Annotated in this window: 18 protein-coding genes and 2 pseudogenes; 7 read left to right on the plus strand and 13 right to left on the minus strand. The window is 37.7% G+C overall.

Features of this window, described 5'->3' with window-relative positions; translation table 11 throughout:
• Positions 1 to 66: 66 nt before the first annotated feature.
• From ftsA to mraZ, 12 genes and pseudogenes are all read right to left on the minus strand, one after another.
• Positions 67 to 1,404, minus strand: a complete 1,338-nt coding sequence (gene ftsA / locus BSU00_RS08945; protein ID WP_105004071.1) for a cell division protein FtsA — start codon at positions 1,402 to 1,404, stop codon at positions 67 to 69.
• Positions 1,391 to 2,131 (minus strand): cell division protein FtsQ/DivIB, encoded by a 741-nt coding sequence (locus BSU00_RS08950; RefSeq protein ID WP_105004072.1) that lies wholly within the window; start codon positions 2,129 to 2,131, stop codon positions 1,391 to 1,393. Before BSU00_RS08950 ends, ftsA begins: the two co-directional genes overlap by 14 nt.
• Positions 2,128 to 3,480, minus strand: coding sequence for a UDP-N-acetylmuramate--L-alanine ligase (murC, locus tag BSU00_RS08955; RefSeq protein ID WP_105004073.1), 1,353 nt, complete (start codon positions 3,478 to 3,480; stop codon positions 2,128 to 2,130). Before murC ends, BSU00_RS08950 begins: the two co-directional genes overlap by 4 nt.
• Positions 3,481 to 3,506: 26 nt before the next feature.
• On the minus strand, positions 3,507 to 4,604 hold the full coding sequence (murG, locus tag BSU00_RS08960; protein WP_105004074.1) for an undecaprenyldiphospho-muramoylpentapeptide beta-N-acetylglucosaminyltransferase: 1,098 nt from the start codon (positions 4,602 to 4,604) through the stop codon (positions 3,507 to 3,509).
• 32 nt (positions 4,605 to 4,636) lie between these two features.
• Positions 4,637 to 5,823 (minus strand): annotated as a pseudogene (locus BSU00_RS08965) (FtsW/RodA/SpoVE family cell cycle protein).
• A 24-nt stretch (positions 5,824 to 5,847) separates the two neighbouring features.
• Positions 5,848 to 7,182: a UDP-N-acetylmuramoyl-L-alanine--D-glutamate ligase gene (gene murD, locus BSU00_RS08970; protein ID WP_105004075.1), complete on the minus strand. Its 1,335-nt coding sequence runs from the start codon at positions 7,180 to 7,182 to the stop codon at positions 5,848 to 5,850.
• Entirely contained in the window at positions 7,183 to 8,409 is a 1,227-nt protein-coding gene (gene mraY, locus BSU00_RS08975; protein WP_105004076.1) for a phospho-N-acetylmuramoyl-pentapeptide-transferase, read from the minus strand.
• Between the two features lie 6 nt (positions 8,410 to 8,415).
• Positions 8,416 to 9,878: pseudogene (locus tag BSU00_RS08980) on the minus strand (UDP-N-acetylmuramoyl-L-alanyl-D-glutamate--2,6-diaminopimelate ligase).
• Positions 9,879 to 11,816 (minus strand): penicillin-binding protein, encoded by a 1,938-nt coding sequence (locus tag BSU00_RS08985; protein WP_105004077.1) that lies wholly within the window; start codon positions 11,814 to 11,816, stop codon positions 9,879 to 9,881.
• A gap of 80 nt (positions 11,817 to 11,896) precedes the next feature.
• Positions 11,897 to 12,130, minus strand: coding sequence for an FtsL-like putative cell division protein (locus tag BSU00_RS08990; RefSeq protein WP_233188690.1), 234 nt, complete (start codon positions 12,128 to 12,130; stop codon positions 11,897 to 11,899).
• Positions 12,131 to 12,224: 94 nt separating this feature from the next.
• Positions 12,225 to 13,127 (minus strand): 16S rRNA (cytosine(1402)-N(4))-methyltransferase RsmH, encoded by a 903-nt coding sequence (rsmH, locus tag BSU00_RS08995; protein ID WP_105004078.1) that lies wholly within the window; start codon positions 13,125 to 13,127, stop codon positions 12,225 to 12,227.
• The gene (gene mraZ / locus BSU00_RS09000; RefSeq protein ID WP_105004079.1) at positions 13,114 to 13,581 is read right to left on the minus strand and encodes a division/cell wall cluster transcriptional repressor MraZ; all 468 of its coding nucleotides are present in this window, start codon (positions 13,579 to 13,581) and stop codon (positions 13,114 to 13,116) included. The genes rsmH and mraZ overlap by 14 nt, the downstream gene beginning before the upstream one ends.
• A gap of 200 nt (positions 13,582 to 13,781) precedes the next feature.
• On the opposite strand from mraZ, the gene BSU00_RS09005 reads away from it, so the two are divergent.
• Genes BSU00_RS09005 through BSU00_RS09030 form a run of 6 tightly spaced genes read left to right on the plus strand, consistent with a single transcriptional unit; the run spans position 13,782 to position 19,062 of the window.
• Positions 13,782 to 14,546, plus strand: a complete 765-nt coding sequence (locus BSU00_RS09005) for an alpha/beta fold hydrolase (protein ID WP_105004080.1) — start codon at positions 13,782 to 13,784, stop codon at positions 14,544 to 14,546.
• Between the two features lie 3 nt (positions 14,547 to 14,549).
• On the plus strand, positions 14,550 to 15,161 hold the full coding sequence (gene yihA / locus BSU00_RS09010) for a ribosome biogenesis GTP-binding protein YihA/YsxC (protein WP_105004081.1): 612 nt from the start codon (positions 14,550 to 14,552) through the stop codon (positions 15,159 to 15,161).
• Positions 15,162 to 15,167: 6 nt separating this feature from the next.
• Positions 15,168 to 15,851 (plus strand): RluA family pseudouridine synthase, encoded by a 684-nt coding sequence (locus BSU00_RS09015; RefSeq protein ID WP_105004228.1) that lies wholly within the window; start codon positions 15,168 to 15,170, stop codon positions 15,849 to 15,851.
• Between the two features lie 30 nt (positions 15,852 to 15,881).
• Positions 15,882 to 16,913 carry an alkane 1-monooxygenase gene (locus BSU00_RS09020; protein ID WP_105004082.1) on the plus strand — a complete coding sequence of 344 codons (1,032 nt, stop codon included), beginning with the start codon at positions 15,882 to 15,884 and terminating at the stop codon, positions 16,911 to 16,913.
• Between the two features lie 2 nt (positions 16,914 to 16,915).
• Positions 16,916 to 18,289 carry an aldehyde dehydrogenase gene (locus BSU00_RS09025; RefSeq protein ID WP_105004083.1) on the plus strand — a complete coding sequence of 458 codons (1,374 nt, stop codon included), beginning with the start codon at positions 16,916 to 16,918 and terminating at the stop codon, positions 18,287 to 18,289.
• Positions 18,289 to 19,062, plus strand: coding sequence for a nitroreductase family protein (locus BSU00_RS09030; RefSeq protein WP_105004229.1), 774 nt, complete (start codon positions 18,289 to 18,291; stop codon positions 19,060 to 19,062). Before BSU00_RS09025 ends, BSU00_RS09030 begins: the two co-directional genes overlap by 1 nt.
• 40 nt (positions 19,063 to 19,102) lie before the next feature.
• Here BSU00_RS09030 and BSU00_RS09035 read toward each other — a convergent pair whose 3' ends face one another.
• A complete protein-coding gene (locus BSU00_RS09035; protein WP_105004084.1) occupies positions 19,103 to 21,475 on the minus strand; it encodes a penicillin acylase family protein in 2,373 nt (790 codons plus the stop codon).
• Between the two features lie 208 nt (positions 21,476 to 21,683).
• Here BSU00_RS09035 and BSU00_RS09040 point away from each other — a divergent pair, with 208 nt between their 5' ends.
• Positions 21,684 to 22,811 (plus strand): DegT/DnrJ/EryC1/StrS aminotransferase family protein, encoded by a 1,128-nt coding sequence (locus tag BSU00_RS09040; protein ID WP_105004085.1) that lies wholly within the window; start codon positions 21,684 to 21,686, stop codon positions 22,809 to 22,811.
• Position 22,812 lies beyond the last annotated feature (1 nt).

Consider the following 22,812-nt stretch of genomic DNA (forward strand, 5'->3'; position numbering starts at 1 on the left):
TTTATTTAATTTCCTCTTGGTCAACAACGCTTTTTTAGGGGATAAAGTGTTGTTAAAATTTATATATTACTCTGCGTTATCTAAAAACTCCTTGAAACGGTCGGTGAACTTTTCAAAAATGGATTTAGATTTTAGTTTCGGTTCTTCTTTTTCTTCTGCAATTTGTTCTGGTGCTTCTTCTACAATATTTTGACTTATTTCTTCTTGTTCTTGCGATATTTCTTGGTTGGTACCCTGCTGTTCTTGTTTTTCTAATCCCTCCATTAACAAACCAACTGCAGTGGCATAGGCCGGACTGGAAATTACATCGTCGGAGTCTCCTGCCAAATGCTCGTTAGGATAGCCAATGCGAACATCCATACCGGTAATGTATTCTACCAATTGGCGCAGGTGCTTTAATTGCGATCCTCCACCGGTTAATACAATTCCTGCAATCAATTTCCCTTTTTGAGTTTCGTGCCCATAATTTTTAATTTCCAAATACACGTGCTCGATAATTTCTTGCACGCGAGCATGAATGATTTTAGACAGATTTTTTAGAGTAATTTCTTTGGGTTCTCTACCTCGTAACCCCGGAATAGATACGATTTCAGTATCCTTATTTTCGCCAGGCCAAGCAGAGCCAAATTTTATCTTTAACAATTCCGCCTGCTTCTCTATGATAGAACAGCCTTCCTTAATATCTTCGGTAATCACGTTTCCTCCAAATGGAATAACTGCAGTGTGCCGGATGATTCCGTCTTTGAATATCGCCAAATCGGTTGTTCCACCTCCAATATCTATTAGTGCAACACCGGCTTCTTTTTCTTCCTGACTCAAAACTGCTGCTGCAGATGCTAAGGGCTCTAAAGTGATATCCGATAGGTGTAAACCAGCACTCTTAACACACCTGCCAATATTGCGAATGGAAGAAACCTGCCCCACTACCACGTGAAAATTAGACTCCAATCTACCTCCGTACATTCCTATTGGTTCTTTGATGTCTGGTTGGCTGTCTACTTTATATTCCTGAGGCAATACATGGATGATCTCTTCTCCTGGAAGCATAACCAACTTGTGTACTTGCTCTACTAGGTTTTCAATATCTCCTTCATCGATAACTTCGTCTGACTTCTCTCTGGTGATGTAATCACTGTGGTGTAAACTTCGAATGTGTTGGCCTGCTATTCCTACTACAACATCCTCAATGTGTTGGCCAGATACACTTTGTGCTTCCTCTACTGCCTGTTGGATCGATTGGATGGTTTGGGTGATGTTGTTCACCACACCTCGTTTTACCCCCAAACTTTTCGCTTTTCCAATGCCTAGTACGTCGAGTTTACCAAATTCATTTTTACGACCAATCATGGCAACAATCTTGGTTGTTCCAATATCTAAGCCTACTGCTATTTTATTGTTCTCCATCTTGATTATATTTACTGCACACAACTTGGTCGTGATACTTGAGATTAATTTCTTTATACCTATTTATCGTACCGTCCTTCAGTGCTTTGTTGTAGAATGCTTTGAGTTTTCGTAGTTTTTGAGTCGCCCCTGTAAAGGTTCCAAAAAGTATTTTGTAGTTTCCTGTTCGAACTGTAAACACATACTCTTTTTGTGGCGTTTTTTCGATCGCGATAATTTCTTTTACAAAAAAATCGTCTTTTGCAATAACTTCGATTAACCTAATTAATTCATTGATTTCCTCAGCACATTTCACTCCAGAAACAAGCGGTACTCTTGCCGAATAATTTGCTGATAGTGGCATAGACGCCTCAAACTTATCAACATAAAATGACGAGTCCTTGTGAACAAGCCTAGCTATTGCTGTGCGTTGTTTTATAAAGGTTTTCAACACGCCGTCTATGGTTAAAAAAACAGCCGCTTTTTCTACATAGGGATTGTTGGAAACTACAGTCTCTAGAGAGTGTAAATCTACTACACTTTTTGGTTGGTTTTGAACATTTTTTTGATTTTGTATTAACAATTTATTAACTGCTTTGTGCGTGAGGAAGTTATTGGCACCTTCCGCAAACTGTACCACCGAATTTTTAACTTTTTTAGCCTCATTTCTTTCCTTGGTAAACCCATAAAGGAAGCCTAAAAAGCCCAATAAAAGGATAAACAATAGGTTTGTTGCTATTTTCTTCACGCTGTAATATTATATTTTTCTTCTAATTTATCCTGTAAATCTGCTACTAATAAACCGATATCTCCTGCTCCGAGTGTTACAATAATTTTAGCACTGGATTGCAAAACATCAGCCACGAGGTTTTTCTTGGTGCTTAAAAGTTTTTGCTCGTTGTGTATCTTCTCCAATAACCATGCAGATGTTACACCTTCTATCGGGACTTCTCTTGCCGGATAAATATCCAATAAGATAACCTCATCAAAGGCAGCTAAAGAACTTGCGAATTCGTCTGCAAAATCTTGTGTTCTACTAAATAAGTGCGGCTGAAATACTACCAATACTTTATCTTCTGGATACAGTTCTCGTAGCGCTTCTTGCACTGCTGTAATTTCAGTTGGATGATGGGCATAATCGTCTATAAAAACGATGGATTCTTCTTTAATTTTATAGGAGAATCTGCGTTGCACTCCTAAAAAAGACGCCATTTGTTTTTTGATAATTTGTGGCGCTACACCGTATACATCTGCCATAGCTATAGCAGCGAGTGCATTCATCAGGTTGTGCTTTCCTGGTAAATGAAACACCAAATCTTCTATATTTTTAGTTGGGGTTTTTACGGTAAAATGATAGGCACCATTCTCTATTCGTATATTATAAGCTTGGTAATCTGCTGCTTCGTTTACTGCATAGGTCATTCCCTGTATTGGAAGACCTTTAGCAACGAGCAAAGTATCGGATACTTTGGCGGAAAAATCTCGAAAAGACTGTTCTAGTTCGTTGGCCTCGCCATAAATATCCAAATGGTCTGCATCCATAGAAGTAATACACGCTATATTTGGAGACAGTCGTAAAAAAGACCTGTCAAATTCATCGGCTTCTACAATGGTAATTTCATTTTCACCAAGAATCACATTCGAGTGGTAATTTTCGGTAATTCCTCCTAAAAAAGAAGTCGCTCCTAAAGGTTGCATTATATGACCAAGTATAGAAGAGGTAGTGGTTTTTCCGTGGGTTCCTGCTACTCCAAAAGAGAAGGTATTCGCGGTGATTACCCCCAAAGCCTCAGAGCGTTTTACTACAGTAAAACCGTGGTCTCTAAAATACGTAAGCTGTTGATGATCTTCTGAAATTGCAGGAGTATAAATGACAAGAGTTTTTTCTTTTTCAAGAAAAGCCATTGGTATTTTTTCAACCACATCTTCGAAATTTATGGTCACTCCATCAGAAAGCAAAGCCTCTGTAATTGGTGAAGGTGTTTTGTCATATCCGGCAACGAATTTCGCTTGCGACACAAAATACTTGGCAATAGCACTCATTCCAATACCTCCAATACCAATAAAATATACGTTATGTACTTTTGACAACTCCATATTTTTGTTTCAACTTCGTAAGCTTACTATTTGGTTTTTATTAATTTTTCAATTTCGTTTACAATATCATTGGTCGCATTAGGCAATGCTAATACTTTTATATTTTCACTCAAACTCTCCTGCTTTCCTTTATCTTTTAGTAAAGATTCTAAAACTACAGAAAAAGTTTCCAGTTCGGTTTCTTTAACCATTAAGGCACCGTGCTTTTCTACAATTGCTTTGGCATTTTTAGTTTGGTGGTCTTCTGCTACGTTTGGCGAGGGTATAAAAATGGTTGGTTTACCCACAATACACAATTCAGAAACCGAACTTGCACCGGCCCTTGAAACTACAATATCTGTAGCAGCATAGGCTAAATCCATTCGATCGATAAAGGCAAAAACTTGTACGTTTTTACGGTTTTGGTATTTGGCATATGTTTCATAGTATAACTTCCCGCATTGCCAAAGCACTTGGATTTTTTGCTCCTCAAAAAATTCAAGGTGTGATTCTACCAATTCGTTAATTTTTCTAGCGCCCAAACTCCCGCCTAAAACCAAAAGCGTTTTCTTTTTTTTATCCAATTCAAAAAACGTTTTGCCCTCCTCCACTTTGGTATGAATAAAAAGTAAATCTTGTCGTACCGGGTTTCCTGTTTTTACCATGCGATTTTCTATAAAAAAACGCTCTAAATTATCATAGGCTACGCAAATCTTATTTGCTTTTTTACCCAGTAACTTATTGGTTATACCTGGGAGTGAATTTTGTTCTTGAATTAACGTTGGGATACCCCTATTATTACACACTAGTAATGTTGGCCCGCTTGCAAAACCTCCGGTACCAATAGCTACGTCGGGTTTAAATTTCGATACGATGCTATTCGCTTTTAATAAACTATGTACTAACTTAAAGGGAAACACCATATTTTTAAACGATACTTTTCGCTCGATACCAGAAATCCAAAGTCCTTTAATGGCATAGCCTGCTTTAGGAACTTTTTCCATTTCCATTTTATCTTTTGCTCCAACAAATAAAATATTTGCATCAGGATACCTAAGCTTTAGCTCATTTGCAATTGCTACTGCTGGATATATGTGTCCTCCGGTACCACCTCCGCTGATGATGAAGTTAAAAGATTTTTTCATTTTCTAGTATTTAAATGCAACGCATGCCTATTTTATATTGTTTCATGCAAAATATCTAAGGGGTTATCGTCTAAAATTGTCTCTTCTGTTTCGTTTTTGGAGGCACTTACACTTAGTATCATCCCAATAGCAAAACAGGTCATCCAAATGGAGGTTCCTCCACTACTTATTAATGGTAATGTTTGCCCTGTAACGGGTAGTATGTTTACGGCTACTGCCATATTTATTAAGGCCTGAAATACAATTGGAATCCCCACGCCAATCACCATTAGCGTCGCGAAGATTGTATTTGCCTTTTTCGCCGTGATAAGAATTCTAAACAGTAAGAGCAAGTAGATAAAAACAACTAATAATGCACCTACCAAACCGTATTCTTCTACAATAATGGCATAGATAAAATCGGAAGAAGATTGCGGGAGAAAGTTCTTTTGCACACTTTTTCCTGGCCCTTTCCCTACCAAACCTCCGGTAGCAATCGCTATTTTAGCCTTTTCTACCTGGTAATTCTCTGCACCCTCGGTTTTCGAAAAATTTTCCAATCTATTCTGCCAAGTATGCACCCTGTTTGGCATAGCATCGGGAAAGGCTTTGGCTACTAAAACAAAAAACAAGAGCGCAAACATTCCGATACCTAAAATATAGCCAATGTACTTTAGTGGATACCCACCTATATACGCCACCAACAAAATCATCGTGAAAAATATAGCTGTTGTAGAAAAATTTGCAGGAAGTATAAGCCTAAGACTATAGCTACAGGGAGCCATAACTGCAATGCACTTTCTTGAAATGTGATTTGACTTTCCTTATTTCGTGCCAAATACCGAGCTACATACACCATTAAAACCAGACCAGCAAGGGTAGAGGTTTGGAAACCGATACCTACGAAAGGAATTTGAATCCATCTACTTGCATTAGCTCCATCAATCATTTTACCCTGTGCCATGGTAAACACTAGTAGTAAAATAACAATAGGCAATAAAAGAACCGAACCACCGCTAAAATAACGGTAAGGTATTTTGTGCACCCCATATAAGATAGCAAAGCCTGTAAGTAGCACGACAATTTGTTTTACCAAATGCCCAAAGGTAGAACCATTCCCCACCACATAGACTAAATTAGTACTAGCACTGTATACTGGCATGAATGAAAAAATAGCCAATACAGCGACTATTGCCCAAATAGTGCGATCTCCTTTTATATGTTTAAAAATGGTTTTCATAGGTTTTTCACTGTAGCATGTCTGCTACAATAATCGTACTGCTTCTTTAAATTTAACACCTCTATCTTCGTAGTTTTCGAACAAATCAAAACTTGCACATGCAGGAGACAACAATACAGTATCGCCTTTAGTTGCAATTTTATGTGCCACTTTTACCGCTTCTTCGGCTCCCGCTGTCTCTACCAATACATCTACTACGTTTTGAAAAGTAGCAATGATCTTGGAATTATCCAGTCCCAAACAAACTATAGCCTTAACCTTTTCTCTAACTAAGGGTAACAAATCTGTGTAATCATTTCCTTTGTCTACACCACCAACTATCCATACCGTAGGTGCATCCATACATTCTAAGGCATAAAAAGTAGCATTAACATTGGTAGCTTTACTGTCATTTATATACTGCACCCCACCAATTTTATGCAAATTTTCTAAGCGGTGTTCTACCCCTTCAAAATCTGCTAAGCTTTCTGCAATCGTTTCTTTTCTTACTTGCAATAAACGTGCAGCCATTGCAGCAGCCATTGCATTTTTTGTATTGTGCTTTCCTTGTAATTTTAAACTTGAAACATTCATTAACTCTTCTTCGTTATTTAATTTTACTATTATTTTGTTATTCTTTATATAAACACCGTATTCCAATTCTTGCTCCATGGAAAATGGCACTAATTTGGCCTTTATTTTACGCTTCTGTAACCCATTTCTTATAACCACATCATCTGCATCATAAATCAAAAAATCATTTTCAGTTTGATTCTTTGTAATTCTGAATTTAGAAGCAATATATTTTTCAAAATCATCGTCGTACCTGTCTAGATGATCGGGAGTGATATTGGTAAGGATAGCAATTTTTGGACGGAACTTCACAATGCCATCTAATTGAAAGCTACTTAACTCCAATACATATTCCTCAAATTGTTGGCTAGCGACTTGTTTTGCAAAACTGTCACCAATATTCCCAGCAACCCCAACGTGTAACCCTGCCTCCTTTAGCACGTGATGCGTTAGAAGCGTGGTCGTTGTTTTTCCGTTCGACCCTGTAATTCCAAGGATAGTTGCAGCTGTATATGCAGCAGCAAATTCTATTTCTGAAACTACAGCAATCCCTTTTTGTCGCACTTCTTTAACAATAGTAACGGTATCGGGTATTCCCGGACTTTTCATCACAACATCCGCAGTTGTAATTTTAGATATGGTATGCCTCCCTTCTTCAAAGGGTATCGCATGATGTAAAAGAACTTTTTTATACAAATCGGTAATGTTTCCCCTATCGGAAACAAAAACCTCATATCCTTTTGCGAGTCCTAAAAGCGCTGTTCCAACACCACTTTCTCCACCTCCTAATACTACTAATCGCTTCATTTATCGCAATTTTAAAGTAACCACTGTTAGTACTGCCAATAAAATTCCAACAAACCAAAATCGATTCACAATTTTGCTTTCGTGGTAACCTAGTTTTTGGTAATGATGGTGCAGAGGAGCCATTTTAAATATTCGCTTCCCTGCTCCAAACTTTTTCTTGGTGTACTTAAAATAAGACACCTGCAGAATTACCGATACATTTTCTACTACAAAAATTCCTGCTAAAATTGGTAGCAATAATTCCTTTCGCATAGCAATAGCCAACACTGCAATAATCCCTCCTATAGTTAAACTACCTGTGTCTCCCATAAAAACTTGTGCCGGATAGGTATTGTACCACAAAAATCCTACTAGCGCTCCGGCGAAAGCAAAAATAAACACCGTCATTTCGCCGGATTCGGGTATAAACATGACATTTAAATAATCGGCAAAAATGATATTTCCCGAAACCCAAGCGAAGATTGCCAACGCAACTACCATAATTGCGGAGGAACCTGCCGCTAAACCATCGATTCCATCGGTAAGATTCGCGCCATTGGATACCGCAGTAACCAGAAACACCACCACCAGAATAAATACGACCCAACCATACTTTTCGTAGTTTCCACCAAAAATTTGCAGAGCTTTCGCGTAATCTAATTCGTTATCTTTAAGAAATGGCACCGTAGTTTTGGTAGATTTGTGCGCATCTCCAAACACTTTTACTCTGCCATTTTCTTGCACCGTTTGTGCTGCAACCGGCAACTGTTCTTTTATCGTAACATCTGGATGAAAGTAAAGCATCGTTCCAACAATAACACCGAGACCAACCTGCCCTAAAACTTTAAATTTTCCTTTTAACCCTTCTTTGTCTTTTCGAAATACTTTTATGTAATCATCTGTAAACCCTATTACTCCCATCCAAAGGGTAGTTATTAAAAGAATAACGATGTAAATATTATCGAGTTTGGCTAAGAGTACTACAGGAAGTAAGGTTCCTAAAATAATAATCACGCCACCCATAGTTGGGGTTCCTGTTTTTTGAATTTGTCCCTCTAACCCCAGATCTCGTACTGTTTCTCCAACCTGTTGCTTTCTCAAAAAATTAATGATACGCTTTCCAAAAATCATGGTTATCAAAAGAGAAATAATAAATGCCGCGGCTGCTCTAAACGATATGAACTGAAAAACACTGGCTCCGGTGAGATTAAATTCGCGTTCTAAATATTGAAAAATGTAGTACAACATATCTTATTAGTTTTTAGATTGGTTAAAACAACTAACTATTTCTTCTAAGTCATCAAAATGATGCCTTTGCCCATTAATTTCTTGATACTTTTCGTGTCCTTTTCCTGCAATTAGTATTATATCCCCTGGCTTCGCTAGTTTAGAGGCAGTTTTTATCGCTTGTCTTCTATCTAAAATAGACAGGTATTTGTTATAATTCTCTGCTGCCACACCCTGCTCCATTTCTTCTATAATTACTTGCGGTTGTTCACTTCGTGGATTGTCGGAAGTGAGTATAACCTGACTACTCAACTGCGTCGCAATATGTGCCATTTTAGGGCGTTTTGTTTTATCTCTATCGCCACCGCAACCAACTACTGTTATCACAGCTTCTTGTCTGGTTCGAATGGCATTAATTGTTTGCAATACATTTTTAAGAGCATCTGGCGTATGTGCGTAATCGACAATAGCAGTAACTTGGTGTTCGGAAACCACATACTGAAACCTTCCCCCAACACTCTCTAGCGTACTGATCAAACGTAAAACTTCCAAATCTTCCATACCAAGCAAATGCGCTACTCCATAAATAGCAGCGATATTATAGGCGTTAAATTCTCCAATTAGTTTTGTCCAAACCTCGTGGTTGTTCACTTGCAACAAACTCCCTGAAAAATTTTTCTCTAGTACTTTAACTTTAAAATCGGCTAGCGTTTTTAAGGCATAACTATGTGTTTTTGCTTGGTATTTTGCACCATAACACTACCGTTTTTATCGTCGATATTTACAAGCGCAAAAGACGATTTAGGCAAAGTATCAAAGAAGGATTTCTTTACATCTCTGTATTCTGCGAAAGTTTCGTGATAGTCTAAATGATCATGAGACAAATTGGTAAATACCCCACCACAAAAATTTAATCCCAAGGTTCGTTTTTGATGGATACCATGAGAACTTACTTCCATAAAACAATGGGTTACACCTGCGGCAACCATTTCGGACAAATAGCGATTTATGGTAATAGAATCGGGAGTAGTATGGGTAGCAGTATAGGCTGTATCGCAAACCATAATTTTGACGGTAGACAACAACCCAACCTTATATCCTGCCATGGAAAACAATTGGTACAACAAGGAAGTAACTGTAGTTTTTCCGTTGGTTCCGGTAACTCCTATCAGATGTAATTTATCGGAAGGATGCTCGTAAAAGTTTGCTGCTAAAGCAGCTAAAGCCGTATCCGAGCAACCAACTTTCACGTAGGTTACTTGGTCGTTTCTGTGTTTTGGATAAACCTCACAAACAATTACCCTAGCACCTGAAGCAATCGCTTTTTCAATAAACTGGTGCCCGTCAAAAGCCAATCCTTTTTGTGCCACAAAAAGACTGTTTTCTTGCACCTTTCGACTATCGAAAACTAGGTCTTTCACTACAACATCTGTTGTTCCAAGCACAGCATCAATAGCAACCTTATACAATATGTCTTTTAAATTCTTCAACTAGGATAATCTTAAATAAATAGTGGTTCCTTTTTTTACTTTAATTCCATTGGCAATAGATTGTTCTAAAACTTTACCAGTGCCTGAAAATCGCACTTTTAAACCCATATTCTCTAGTAAGGAAATCGCGTCCATACCACTCATTCCAACTACTCTCGGCATAATGGTTTTATACTTCACCATAGTATCGTAATACCTTTGGTAATCGGCATCCAATCTCGCATAACTTAAAGTATCAGAAACAGACTGTTTGTTCACTGGAGTGGTGGTATAAATTTTTTGTGCCACCTCTTTAAATACAGGAGCTGCAACCACGGCACCGTAATATCCTTTCTCCTTTTTAGGCTCGTGTATCACCACAATACAAGAGTATTTTGGCGCATCTACAGGAAAAAAACCAGCAAAAGACGCTACGTATTTCGAGTTAGAATAATACCCCGGAACTACTTTACCGTCGGCATCTTTGTACCTAGGAATCCATTTTTTTGCCGTACCTGTTTTTCCTGCCATAGAAAAGTTAGGAGAATAGATATTTTTTGCAGTTCCTTTAACAACAACATTCTCCAAAACTTTTTTTACTTTGTCTAAAGTCGTTTGGCTTGCAATTTTTTCTTTTACCACTTTTGTCGTAAAACGCTTGTCAACTTCTCCTCCAATGCGAAGCTCTTTTACAAAATAAGGTTTTACCAACTTTCCATCATTTGCCACCGCATTGTAAAAAGCGAGAATTTGAAGTGGGGTGAAAGAAACACCATATCCCCAAGCCATCCATTCTAAAGATATAGGACTCCATGTCTTTGAATCTGGTGAAGGTATAATAGGTTTTCCTTCGCCTTTAATTTTCACCTCTGTTTGCTGCTGTAATCCAAATTCCTCCATTCGTTTGGTGAATTTTTCTGGATTTTTATCGTAGTGCTTCTGAATGGTTTTAACAATACCCACATTGGAAGAAACCTCCAGCACTCTAGCTAAAGATATCTCTCCATATCCGCCTTTTTTACTGTCTTGCACTTTTCGCTTATTCACATAAATTTTTCCTTTTTCACAATCTACAATTGTAGCGGTATCTGCAACTTTATCTTCTAAAGCCGCCATTAAGCTCGCTAATTTAAAGGTAGACCCTGGCTCATGACTCTCCCATACTGCATAATTTCTCTTCTCGTAGTACTTTCCATCAGACGTTCTACCCAGGTTTGAAATTGCTTTAATCTTCCCCGTTGCAACCTCCATCACCACAGCACAGCCGTGCTCTGCCTCAAATTTCTCTAACTGCTGCAATAGAGCATGGTGCATGATATCTTGGATATTAACATCTATGGTAGTAATGACATCTCTTCCGTCTATAGGTTCCTTTTCATTAATATCGTTAATAGGCTTCCATTGGCCTTTGGCAATTTTTTGTTTCAATCGCCATCCATTTTCCCCTTGCATGTAAGAGGCAAAAGCTCCTTCAATTCCTGCTCCTCCACGATAATCATCATAACCTATGGTTCGCTCTGCAATTTTTCCGATAGGATGCACCCTAACAGTTTGTTGCTCGGTAATAAACCCTCCTTTATATACTCCTAACTTGAAAATTGGAAACGTTTTCATTTTTGCATAATCGTTGTACCCTATATTTCTGGCAATTAGCAAATATCTGTTTTTGCGTTTTTTAGCATTACGAAGTCGTTTTTGATAATATTCGGCTGGTTTTCCTAATAATCCCGACAGCTCTTTCGCCAGCGCACTTATATCTCTTTCGAAAATACGTGATGACACTGCCATAACATCCATTCGGATAGTATACTTAGAAATAGAGGTAGCCAATAGATTCCCATCAGCAGCATAGACATTACCTCTATTGGCAAAAATAGTATCGTTTTTAAGGTTTTTTTCTTCCGATAATTTGCGGTACTTATCTCCCTCGACGTATTGAAGCTTAACGATACGAACCACAACAACAACAAAAAAAGCATCATTAGAACAACGACTACATAGAGCTTGTTAAGTATACTTTTCTTTTCAACCATGGTTTTTTATTCTTTGTTTAAGGTGACTTTTATTTTTTTTGGCGGTGTCGACGAAGGTTCCAATCCTTTACTTTTTACTTTTTTACGAATACTACTCTCTAGCTTCATCCGCATTAATATGGTGCTTGTATCGACATATTCAGCCCGCAATCGCCGTTTTTCTTTACGCAACTTAGCAATACGAACTACTTTGGCATCTGCACTGTGCGAACTTGAAATTATCACCAATAATAAAAACACCAAAAAACTAGAAACTTCCAGTTTTTAAATGCGCTTTCATCGGTTAGAAAACTTCCCCGCAATACATCGTATATGCTGTGCTTCGCTTTACTCATTATTTTTTACTTGGGGTTGCAATTCGCAACTTTGCACTTCTCGCCCGGTTATTCTCTTTAATCTCGCTAGCTGTTGGAACAATAAGCTTTCCCACTTTTTGTAGCGGCACTTTTACATTTCCAAAAAAATCCTTTTCAGGCTCCCCACTAAAGAGCCCAGTTCGTATATAACGTTTCACCAACCTATCCTCCAGAGAGTGGTACGAGATAACACTTAACCTGCCTTCCTGTTTTAGCAAGCCAGGCATTTGCTCTAAAAACTCCTTTAAAACCTCCAACTCCTGATTCACTTCAATGCGAAACGCCTGAAATATCTGTGCTAATATTTTATGTTCTTTAGCTTTCGGCAAATGCTTCTGCAGCACCTCTTTCAACTCAAAACTAGTACGGATCTCTTGCTCTTCTCGCGCTACAACAATAGTTTTCGCTAATGCTCTTGCATTGCGCAACTCTCCGTACAAAAACAAAACATCAGCCAATTGCGCCTCTCCATAAGTACGGATAATCTTCATTGCCGAGAGCTCTGCTTTTTGATCCATTCGCATATCTAAATCTGCGTCGAACCTAGTTGAAAAACCCCTTTCAGCAGCATCAAATTGATGGGAAGAAACGCCTAAATCTGCTAGAACACCATCTACTTTTTTAACCCCGTAAAAACGCAAAAACCTAGAAATAAATCGGAAATTCTCTCCAATAAGCACAAAGCGATCGTCCTCGATTTTATTCTGTAAAGCGTCCGGATCTTGATCGAACGCAAACAAACGCCCATTTTCACCCAAACGGCTTAAAATTTCGCGAGAATGCCCACCTCCTCCGAAGGTAACATCCACATACACACCGTCACTTTTAATCGCTAAGGCATCAACACTTTCTTGCAATAAAACAGGACTATGATAACTCATCTACATCTATATTTCCCATTACTTCTTCTGCCAAATCTGCAAAATCAATAACAGCATCCTCCAAAACTTTTTCATACGACCCCTTATCCCAAACTTCAAAAATAGTAACCCCAGAAGAGAGTACTATTTCTTTTTTTAAGCTCGCAAACTGACACAGGTCTTTGGGTATTAAAAACCTTCCCGAAGAATCCATTTCTACAGTTTTAACCCCAGCAGTAAACCGCCGTATGAAATCATTATTTTTCTTAACAAAACGATTCAGTTTGTTTAATTTCGCCATCACCGAACGCCACTCTTGCATAGGATAAACCTCTAAACAAGGCTGAAAAACAGAACGCTTTACTACAAACCCTTCTTCCACAAGATCAGCCAATTGCTTCTTGTATGCAGCAGGCAACATAACCCTTCCTTTGGCGTCCATTTTACATTCGTATGTTCCAATTAAACTAACCACTTTATTTTACTAATGATTTTATCAAAAATATAAAAAAATCCCACATTTTACCACTTTATACCACTTTGTTAATAAGTTTTACCACAAGTCCTAAAACACTGACTATAAACCACTTTATATTTTCCAAATGATCCCAAATAATAAAAATGAAAAAGTGCTAAAAAAAACTACATTTGTCGTTGAGTCAAATCATTTTTTTTATGACAGAATTTTTAAAAAAAGAAGACAAATTTACATTCGCAGAGGCAGGAGAAGGAAAGACAATTGTTGTTCTTCACGGACTCATGGGAGCGTTGAGTAATTTTGACGCGACTTTTAATTATTTTTCTAAAAAGGGATATAAGGTATTCATCCCAGAGCTACCCTTATATTCTTTACCTTTACTGGCAACTAACGTTAAGAATCTTGCAAAATTCTTGCATGAATTCATCGAATATAAAAACCTTAAAGACGTAATTTTATTAGGAAATTCTCTTGGAGGTCATATTGCACTCTACTACATCAAACACTACCCACAAGATGTCGGCGGCCTAGTTCTGACCGGAAGCTCGGGCCTTTACGAAAATTCGATGGGTAACAACTACCCACGACGCGGTGACAAAGAATTTGTTAGAACGAAAACAAAAGAAGTGTTTTTTGATGATAGCATAGCAACAGAAGAGCTAGTAGATCAGGTGTATGAAGTAATTAACGATAGAAATACACTAGTGAGAACTTTGGCAATTGCCAAAAGTGCTGTTCGACATAATATGGCCAAGGATTTACCTAAAATGACACAGCCAACTTGTTTAATTTGGGGAAAGCAAGACACCGTTACCCCTCCAGAAGTTGCCGAAGATTTCCAGAAATTACTACCCGATGCAGAATTGTTTTGGATTGATAATTGCGGACATGCAGCAATGATGGAAACACCTGAGGAATTTAATACTATTTTGGAAAACTGGTTAACAAAGCGTAACTTATAGGGTATGAAAATTAAATCGGCAGCATTTGTTATGAGTAACTCTAATGTTACAAAATGCCCAAAAGATAGATTACCAGAGTATGCTTTTATAGGACGTTCGAATGTGGGAAAATCTTCCCTTATAAACATGCTCATGGAGCGCAAGGACTTAGCCAAAACTTCCGGAAAACCCGGAAAAACGCAGTTAATCAATCATTTCAAAATAAATGACCAATGGTTTCTCGTAGATCTACCTGGTTACGGATATGCAAAAGTCTCGAAAAAGAAACGTACTATTTTTCAATATTTCATTGAGAATTACTTCAAAGAACGCGAACAGCTTGTTTGTACTTTCGTTCTAATCGATAGTCGGCATGACCCTCAAAAAATAGACCTGGAATTCATGCGCTTTTTAGGAGAAAATAAAATCCCATTTTGTATTGTATTTACAAAGGCGGATAAATTAGGTAGTTCCAAACTCAACAAACAAATAACCAGCTACAAAAAGAAATTATTAAACCATTGGGAAGAGTTGCCAATGTCTTTTATTACCTCTTCTGTAAATAGTCTTGGTAAAGATGAATTCTTAAATTTTATTGACCAAGTAAATACGGATGTAGCCGCTGACTTTAAATAATTGACCATGCACTCCAACAAAGACAATCTTCAGGTTTTACAGGAAGACAATCATTTGCTTATTGTTAACAAACGTGCAGGAGACATTACACAAGGGGATAAAACTGGCGATAAACCATTAAACGAAATACTCAAAGAATACCTAAAAGAAAAATACAACAAACCTGGCAATGTATTTTTAGGCACGGTACATCGTCTTGATCGTCCAACCTCGGGCATCGTTATTTACGCAAAAACTTCCAAAGCACTAGAAAGACTTAATAAAATGCTTCGGGAAAAGCAGATACAAAAAACCTACTGGGCAATTGTAAAAAACACTCCTAAGAAAAAAGAAGAAACCTTAACAAATTTCTTAGTTAAAAATCCTAAAAATAATAAATCTTTTGCCTATGGCAAGGAGGTGAAAAACAGTAAAAAAGCTATACTTCACTATAGAGTCATAAAAAAACTTAAGAATTACACACTTCTTGAAATAGATTTAGAAACCGGACGACACCATCAGATAAGGGTACAATTATCTGCCATTGGATGCCCAATAAAAGGAGACTTAAAGTACGGATTTCCCAGAAGCAACAAAGATGGTAGCATCCACCTTCACGCAAGAAAAATCACATTTACACACCCCGTATCTAAAGAAACCATAACAGTAGTCGCACCAAAACCGAAAGACCCTATTTGGGATGCGTGTTAGTAATTTGTATATTTATACAAATTTAACACCATGAGAGCCCTTCAATTCTTAGCTATACTGCTACTTCCTGCCACTGTGTATATTGCTTTTACCAGCACTGGTTGGTTAGTATTTTTACCACTCCTAACCTTTTTCGTAGGCATTCCTCTGTTAGAATTTGTATGCAAACCCTCTAGTTCAAACTTTACTCCTGAAGAAGAAGCCATAGAAAAAGAAAACAAATTATATACTTACATACTGTACCTTACCGTACCTATTCAAGTCGGTTTTTTGGTTTGGTTTTTATATGTTATTCAAGAACCAAACCTCAGCACTTTTGATATGGTGGGAAGAATTTCTGCCATGGGCCTTATGTGCGGTATTCTGGGAATTAATGTAGGACACGAGCTCGGACATAGAAACAATAGGTTTGATGAATTCCTCGGAGAAATTTTACTATTAACCTCACTCGATACACATTTTTTACCCTACCATAATGCAGGACACCATCTTAATGTTGCTACCCCAAAAGATGCTGCTACTGCAAGAAAAAATGAAATCCTATACGTTTTTTGGGTTCGTTCGCATTTTCAAAGTTATTACCAAGCATGGGTTGCAGAAAACAATAGACTGAAGAATTCCGGAAGAACCTGGTTCCATTATCAAAACAGAATGCTTATCTACACAATCGCTAATTTTGTTTTATTAGGAATTATCTACTTTACCTTTGGTACACAAGTAGTTCTATTTTTTATTGCCGCTGCGGTATTTGGTATTTTATTACTAGAAACTGTAAACTACATTGAGCATTATGGCTTACTTCGTAAAAAAAATAAGTTTGGCAGGTACGAGCGGGTTAAAAGAACACATTCTTGGAATTCCGACCACGTGATTGGTAAATTAATGCTCTTTAATTTATCGCGACATTCCGACCATCACTATAATGGGAGCAAGCATTACCAAATTTTAAAGTCGCTTCCGGAGAGCCCACAAATGCCTACAGGATACCCTGGTATGATGCTGGTTTCGCTAATCCCTCCCTTATGGTTTAAATTAATGAACAAAAAACTCCTTGATCTATAAAAATGTCTGTACCTACTATCATTCAAAAACAAAAGCAATATTTCAAAACACAAGAAACTAAATCTATTTCCTTCCGAAAAAACACTTTAAAAAAATTAAAAAGTGAACTTATTCGCAGAGAACAAGATATTATAACTGCCCTGCACTTAGATTTTAAAAAATCGGAATACGAGGCTGTAATGACCGAAATAAGCATCGTGCTGTCAGAGCTAAATTTAGCCATTAAAAACATACGTTCTTGGAGTAGAGCCAAAAGCGTACGCCCATCGCTATTGAACTTTCCCTCTAGTGCCAAAATATACAAAGAACCTTATGGGGCTGTCTTGATTATAGCTCCTTGGAATTATCCGTACCAACTAGCACTTTCTCCTGTTATTGGTGCGATTGCAGCTGGTAATACCGTGGTGCTAAAACCTTCGGAACTCACCCCAAACACCAGTAAAATTTTACGAGAAATTATAGAAACAATATGCAAGGAGGCACATGTGGCCGTTATAGAAGGTGGGGTTGCTGTAGCGCAAGAACTTTTAGCGCAGCGCTGGGATTATATCTTTTTCACAGGTAGTGTGAGTGTTGGAAAAATTGTTGCAAAAGCAGCAGCAGAACACTTAACTCCTGTAACTTTAGAACTCGGTGGAAAAAGCCCCTGTATCGTTGACGAAACTGCCAACATTAAGCTCACTGCAAAACGAATTGTTTGGGGGAAGTTTATCAATGGCGGACAAACCTGTATTGCCCCGGATTATCTGTTAATTCACCAATCTGTTAAGGATGAATTCATAGCGCATTTTAGAGAAGAAATTCAAAAGGCCTACGGAAACAATCCGCAAAAATCTGCAGATTATCCACGTATTATTAACACCAAAAATTTCGACAGACTTGCCGTTATGCTTGAAAATAATGACTGTGTTATTGGAGGGGAAACCGATAGGGAAGACCGATATATTGCACCAACTCTGATTCACGAACCCAACTTGGATAGCCCCGCAATGCAAGAAGAAATATTCGGTCCTATATTTCCACTGCTTTCATATAAAACTGAGAGTGATATTGAAAGGATACTCACAAAATACGACAAACCACTTGCCCTGTATGTATTCACCAAAACTAAAAAATTTGCCAACAAAATGATTGCACGCTATTCTTTTGGAGGAGGAACCATCAACGACACCACAGTTCACTTTGCCAATCATAGACTTCCTTTCGGAGGCGTTGGAGAGAGCGGTATCGGTGGTTATCACGGAAAGCGTACCTTTGATACATTTACCCATCATAAAGGGTTGGTAAACCGAGGTACTTGGTTAGATGTGCCAACGCGATATGCACCTTATACAGGAAAACTAAAGCAATTAAAAACACTGTTGAAATTTGGATAATTTCAACACCACAAACCCAAACTAAAAACTCCCTACCCTATGTCGAAAAAACGGTATCAGAAGCGATTGATTACAGAAGATCTGTTCGCGTATATGACCCAGAAAAAGCGTTAGATTCTTCCATTGTTAAAAAATGTATCGCACAAGCAAGTTTAGCACCAAATAGCAGCAACATGCAACTTTGGGAATTTGTTCATGTTACTTCTAAAGAGACTATCGCAGAGTTAGTCCCGCTGTGTTTTGGACAAAATGCCGCAAAAACAGCACAAGAATTAGTTGTTTTTGTGGTTCGAAAAGATCTGTGGAGAAAGAGAGCTAAAGCCAATCTTCAGTACATGGATAAAGTTTTTGGAAAGAACAAACCAAAAAAGGAGCAGTCCTCTCGTGAAAAAGTAGCAAGAAATTATTACGGTAAATTAATTCCTTTTGCATATGCGGATTTTTTAGGAATAGTAGGATGGTTAAAATACCTAATGGTTCTAGTTATGGGCCTGTTTAAACCGATGTATCGGGAGGTTCGAAAAAGCGACATGCGCATTGTTGCCCACAAAACTTGTGGTCTTGCAGCCCAAACATTCATGCTATCCATGGCTGCCGAGGGTTACGATACCTGTCCAATGGAAGGCTCCGATACTTGGCGGGTAAAACGCATTTTAGGAATTCCTAGAAGCGCGGAGATTAACATGATCATTTCTTGTGGTATCCGAAAACCAGAAGGAGTTTATGGCGAACGATTTAGAATTCCTTTTGAAGAAATCTATACCGAAATATAATACTAAAAAAAGGGATGCTATATTAGCATCCCTTTTCACTTTATTGCTTTGGAGTAAGTAATAGTATATTTTCACTTTTTTGAATTTCCTCTTGTTTCAAATACATGGTATTAAATTCTCCATTTAAATATTTTTGTACCTGATCTTTGTAGTAAGGACTAAAAACATTTCCAGATTGCCCTGTAGGAAGAATTCCAATACTATTTTCAACATCTGAAAAATCAATTACTCTTCTACTCGAAGGACCGGCAAGAATTTTATAAACACCGGTGCTATCTATCTTGTAAATTTGATTGTTGATAACCTGATCACCACCAATAGTCTCAAAAGGACCTACATTAAATATTTTTCGCAAAACACCTCCTGCTTTCCCAATCGGATGTTCGTACTCTACAGAAGCTACTCGTTTCCATTTCCAATCCTCTACATTTGCACCCAACTGCCCTTGTAAAAATGCAATTGCATTGGTAAAAGACCTTGTTACAATATCTTGTTTGGTCTCTTTCTTGTCGCTTGTACGAATGTCATCCCACCATATGGAAGCATTCTTTTTCACCTGAGAGGATAACACTTTTTCCTCTAATGGTGTATTGACAAACTGCGGAAAAGCTTCTCCCATTTCGTCTTGAAAGGTACTTTTGATAAATTCAAACCACAAACGATTGTAAAGCACCGGACCAACTTCATCCTTACCGAAAAAACCATTCCAGTTTTTAAGAATAGTATGTGCTTTTTTACCACTAGGTGTCAGTTTCGAGGTATCCAAAGAAGCAAGCATATTACGGATTATTTCCGGAGCTGTAGCTGAAGTGACGTCATAAATCATTTTTGCAACATCTTCTATGGTAAAATCATTTTTAGCATCCAATAATGTTTCAATACGCAATGCTCTATCTTCTGGTAAATAATAGCCTGGGTACAACATTCCTGCAATGGAATCTGGTTGGTTGTTGGCTGAATACACGTAGTTCCAAGACGGGTTTACCGCCTGCGGATTATTGTCAAAACTTAAATACTCCTGAATTTCATCGTTTCCTGACGCTCCATCGAGAATGAGTTTGGTATTTAGGCTGTCTCGGTATTTATAAAGTTTTCCAGCAGCAAACCATGCAATATTATCGCTAGCATCGCCATACATTACATTTAAACCAGGAGCGTGAAGCTTTTTAGCCCCGTCTCGAAACTCGGCTAGATTTTTTGCATGTGACATGGTATAAGAAACGTCTAACAATTCGTTTTCCAACTTGGTATATATCCATTGCATTGCTATAGGTCTTTCATCATCTATGAAGGCTATTACATCATTCATGACCGGACCGTGCTGGCTTACTTTTACTTGAAATACACTATCTTTTTGGCCCTTAACTTTTATCTTCCTCTCTTTTATTGTATAATTTCTATAGCCATTAGAAGTTTTGTATTGCATTGGGTTTTCAGGATTATTTTCCTCAAAATAAAAATCAACATCATCATTTTCAAACATAGTTAACCCATAGGCGTAGTTGCGATTGTGTCCTAACAAAGGAAAAGGTGTTAATGCTAAATTATACCCATACATTTCATAGTTTGGGGTTTTGATGTGTGACTGGTACCATACAGCAGGCTGTGAAAAAGAAATGTGCGGATCGTTGGCAAAGATTACTTTTCCATTCTTGGTCTTCTCTGCTCCAATTACCCAAGCATTACTACCGATAAAAGGAGAGACGGGAACACTTTCTACTATCGAATGAATCGCCTTGGCAAAACTAGCCTGTAATTTTGGATTCTTACTGTTTTTGATTAGAGTGAGATTTTCGGTTTCGGCATCTAGTAATTCTTGCAGATAGGCATCTCCTAATTTCTCCTTAATCTCTGTTAGCATTGGATCTGTTTTATGGGCTACCGCAAAACTAAATGCCATATACCCATAAACATTAAAGATATCTTCCAGACTGTATTTTTCTTTCTCTACACCAACCAAATAAAACTCTAGGGGTGTTGGCCCCTCTTGGATAAACTGATTAATGCCTTTAAGGTAAGCTTGTGCTAAAGTATAAGAGGGTTTGGATACGTCGAGCTTTTGAATCGTTTTTACCGCTTCCTCGGTAATCCCTAAGCCAGAAAAAAACTTATCAGTAGCAATGAACTCTTCTCCAAAAATCTCCGACAATCGCCCCGCTGCAATTCTTCGAATTAATTCCATTTGCCACAATCTATCTTGGGCATGAACATAGCCTAATGCCACGTAGGCATCGTGTTCATTATTGGCATTAATATGTGGAACTCCGTTGGCATCAAAATGAACCGAAACCGGATCGTCAATACCCGATAACTTAATATTTCCGTTATAGGTTGGGTGCAGTGTTTGGGTAAATAGCCACAATCCTATTCCTAAAATTAAAAGAATTGCAATACCGATTTTTATAAATTTCATAAAATGATTTTGATTAGGTCGTCCATCTATTTTTTTAGATTTTCCTCAAATATAACAGAAAGAAATGGAACCAAATAATTTCTCCAAAAAACGCTGTATCCGTTATTACTTATAATAAAACCAAATAATAAAACAATTAATTTATTCTATGGGCTTCTACAAAAACTAAAAAATATAGTCGTATTTTTGCAGCGATAAAATTTTTACCATGAAAAAAATACAAATGGTTGACTTACAGAGTCAATATCAAAATATAAAAGAGACAGTAGATGCCTCTATTCATGAAGTATTAAATTCGTCTTCGTATATCAATGGTCCTTTTGTTAAAGAATTTCAAGCAGATTTAGAGCAATACCTCAATATAAAGCATGTTATCCCATGTGCCAATGGAACAGATGCTTTACAGATTGCCATGATGGGATTAGGATTGCAACCTGGAGATGAAGTTATTACCGTAGATTTTACCTTTGCTGCTACTGTAGAAGTTATTGGTTTGTTAAACCTTACTCCTGTTTTAGTAGATGTAGAGTTAGATACTTTTAACATAAACATAGAAGCCTTAAAAAAAGCAATTACTCCAGAAACCAAAGCTATTGTTCCGGTGCACTTATTCGGACAATGTGCCAATATGGAGGCTATTTTAGCAATTGCAAAAGAACACGATTTATTTGTAATAGAAGATAATGCACAAGCAATCGGAGCAGATTATACATTTTCAGATGGAACCACTCAAAAATCCGGGACCATGGGACATGTTGGAACAACTTCCTTCTTCCCTTCTAAAAACCTGGGTTGTTATGGTGACGGTGGTGCCATTTTTACAAACGATGATGCGCTAGCACATACCCTAAGAGGTATGGTAAATCACGGAATGTACCAACGCTATTACCACGATGTAGTTGGCGTTAATTCTCGATTAGATAGCATTCAGGCGGCGGTTTTAAAAGCAAAACTTCCACTTTTGGATAGTTATTGTGCAGCCAGAAGAAAAGCAGCAGATTACTACACGGAGCGTTTTAAAAATTCAGAAGTTATTATAACCCCAACCTTGCGTGATTTTAGTTCTCATGTATTCCACCAGTACACCTTACGAATTACCAACGGAAAAAGAGATGCTTTGCACAAGCACCTTATCCAAAAAGGAATTGCAAACTCAATATACTATCCAGTGCCATTACATGCGCAAAAGGCATATAAAGACAGCAGGTATAAAGAGGAAGACTTTGCAGCAACCAACCAATTGGTGCAAGAAGTAATTTCCTTACCGATGCATACAGAACTTGAGGAAGATCAATTGAAGTACATAACAGAAACCGTTTTAGAATTCTTGCAATAAA

This window comes from Tenacibaculum sp. SG-28, assembly GCF_002954385.1.
Classification (GTDB): domain Bacteria; phylum Bacteroidota; class Bacteroidia; order Flavobacteriales; family Flavobacteriaceae; genus Polaribacter.